The 2,694-nt window shown below is 46.5% G+C and carries 2 protein-coding genes; both read right to left on the bottom strand.

Annotated elements, in window-relative coordinates; translation table 11 throughout:
- Nucleotides 1-1,414 precede the first annotated feature (1,414 nt).
- Nucleotides 1,415-1,639, bottom strand: coding sequence for a hypothetical protein (locus F6J94_RS32775; RefSeq protein ID WP_293018073.1), 225 nt, complete (start codon nucleotides 1,637-1,639; stop codon nucleotides 1,415-1,417).
- On the bottom strand, nucleotides 1,636-2,694 hold a 1,059-nt coding region (locus F6J94_RS32770), incomplete at its 5' end, for a DUF5942 domain-containing protein (RefSeq protein WP_293047878.1). The genes F6J94_RS32770 and F6J94_RS32775, both read right to left, overlap by 4 nt.

Raw genomic sequence — 2,694 nt, 5'->3', positions numbered from 1 at the left:
GTAAACATGATGATTATCTGGTGCGCATCGAACGAGTGGCACCGGGAGTCTCATGTTTTCCTAAGGGGGTTACGGAGATATGGAATTCCTGTGCCACTGTTGCCCAATTTTGCTCAATTTCAAGGGATCAATTTTGCTCATAGTGACGAGCTTTGGCTGAAGGTTTAAAAATTCTTGAATATTTGTTTACTATTTGCTTATTGAGGAGTATTCCTTTAGGGGAAAATTCTTGTTGGCTCATGGTATTGATGCCGTTTTTTATTTAAGGTTTCCAAGGCATACTCTGTTAATTGTTTTGAATCAGAAAATTTCCTAATTCCAGCATTTGGGTGCCACTTTACCCAGATTTTTCCGGATTGCTATCACCAATCTCGGAAAAGTGAAATGGTAGATGCACCCTGATTGACACCCCCGGTTCACTTTGGTGAGCTGGGGATTTTTTTTCACTGGGTGGTAAGGTGTTACCCACTCTATCTAGCCATCTCTATAGATTTAGTTTGCTTGCTCCTTTTCCTCTAAACACCAACTGATTAAGCGATGCAGAGGTGCGACCCGTGGCGAATTTAATTACGGGTCAAGGGCACCTAAGCGGTCTTGGGGAGGCAGAGGTGCGACCCGTGGCGAATTTAATTCGACGACTGTAAACGCACCTAAGCGGTCTTGGGGGTTCCCCCCACTCGCTATTGCCGTGGTTTCCCCCATGAGCGACTGCATCAAGACACAGTCTTAAGCACTTAAAACAGGTGAAATTGCTTTGGCAACCAGCTAATTTCCCCTTTGGTAATTGGTACTCATACCCAGCAGTGGATGTACTGAATCAGTAAGGTTTCCAGGAGAAAGGATTAGGGTTAGGTTGATCGATACTTATGATAAGCGTGTTACCAACTAGCTTAACATCTGAAATTTTCCCCAAGATACTCCTTTGGGGTTTCATCACTGTCTGCAGAGCATTTTAGTCAGCCTGACCCTCAACTTTGCTAATTCAGGTCAACAGTGGCTAATCCTTGGTATTAAGCAGTTTGTCAGTCTTAGGGAGAAGCTCTAGGTGTATTGTTTGAGCTTTATTATGGTTTTTGTAAAGATTTTGACAAGACTCGGTAATTACCGAGTCTTGGGATTTCACCCCATCGGTAGATGATTTTTGACCATAGCTTTTAGGGAGCTAGGGTCGATGGGTGATGGGGTGATCGGGAAATAGGGAGATCCGGAGCATCTTAACTTGTCAAGACTAATGCACAAACCCCCTTATCGACGATAATTACAGGGATTTCAGCCTTTAATTTATAACTAGAAAGCGGGCTTTAAGGGTCTTGATGGGTAAGTCCTGATGTCAGCTATCAGCCGTAAGCTGACGGCTGATAGCTGATAGCTGAATACTTACGTCCTGATTGTCTTCCTTTAAGAGATAAGATCCTCAATCAAGTAACTCAAAAGACTTGATCTCCAAAACCGGACCAATCATCGCAAAGGTCATCACATCCTCTCGCACCTCTCCTGTAACCGTGACCTTCAGTCCCGATTGCTTTAACTGTGCGGGAGTGTCCTTGAGTTCGTAGGTTTCCCCTGAGTCAGAAACCAGTGCCCAGGCTCCTGACCCGATGTCTTTGCGCTCAATCACGCCTGTGATGCTGATCGTCATGCTGATTGTTTCTCCCCTTGAACGGCTAAATAAGCTAGTCCAAAACAGAGCAAGGCATTGGCAATCAGGAACACCCGAGACAAAACCCCGCCTCCAAGCCAGATTAGCTCAGGTGAAACCACAGCACTCACAGCTAGGCAACTGGCCACACCGAGAGCTGAACCAACTGCTAACCACTTCCATTGCGGATGTCCTAACAGTAGGGCGATTAATATAAATGGAATCACAACACTGGCAAATAGAGGGTTGAGAAAACTGCTGCTGCCAATAGCGCTACCCAATTCTGGAATCGAACTGCCCATGACTCGGAAGGGCCATTGGGGTAAGTCAAATATATACAAACCTTTCAGGAAGAATAATCCTGAACTCCCGGCTACTAAGCCAGTGGCCAGGGACCAACTCCAAGTAAAGGGAAAATAATTGCGCAAGAACCAGGCCAGCAGGTAGGAACCTAGTACCATAGCAATCTTCGGCCACAGGGCGATCACACCACCGTCAATCCAAAAGCGAGGATTGAGATAGCCGTTATCCCGTAACCAGCGGAAGAAGTCTTGGAAGGTAATTTGTCCTTTCAGAGCCAGTTTAACCGCAGCACCAGCATCCAATTGTCCAGCACCATAGTGGTTTAGGGGGTCATCTTCTATAGCTCGGGTGGACTGCTTGAGTACATTCAATACATCAGCAGGGTCTTGAATCCCAGTAGCTTTGATTAAAGCTGCCACACCAGCTACGTGAGGCGATGCCATACTGGTGCCTTGGAAGCCAGCAAATACAGGGCTGCCTGTGTCTCCATCAATCGTCTCTTGCAAAATCTTACCATTTTCACTGCCACCAGGGGCTGAGATATCTACCCCAGCACCAAAGTTAGAGTAGGGAGCTTTCAGACCTGCGGAATCAAGGGCAGAAACACCAATAACATGGGGATAGCGGGCAGGATAAGCGGCAGCATTTTGGTTAGAGTTACCAGCAGCAGCCACTAGGACAACACCTTTGTGATAGGCATAGTCGATTGCCTCTGCCATCAGATTGCTTTCACCAGCCCCCCCTAAACTCAA

The organism is Moorena sp. SIO1F2, assembly GCF_010672755.1.
Taxonomy (GTDB): domain Bacteria; phylum Cyanobacteriota; class Cyanobacteriia; order Cyanobacteriales; family Coleofasciculaceae; genus Moorena.
The sequence above is the reverse complement of the archived record's forward strand: the minus strand, read 5'-3'. Positions and strand labels throughout refer to the sequence as shown.

Coding starts and splice junctions, on each gene's coding strand:
- F6J94_RS32775 (WP_293018073.1), bottom strand. CDS start 1,639: ATGACGATCAGCATCACAGGCGTGATTGAGCGCAAAGACATCGGGTCA.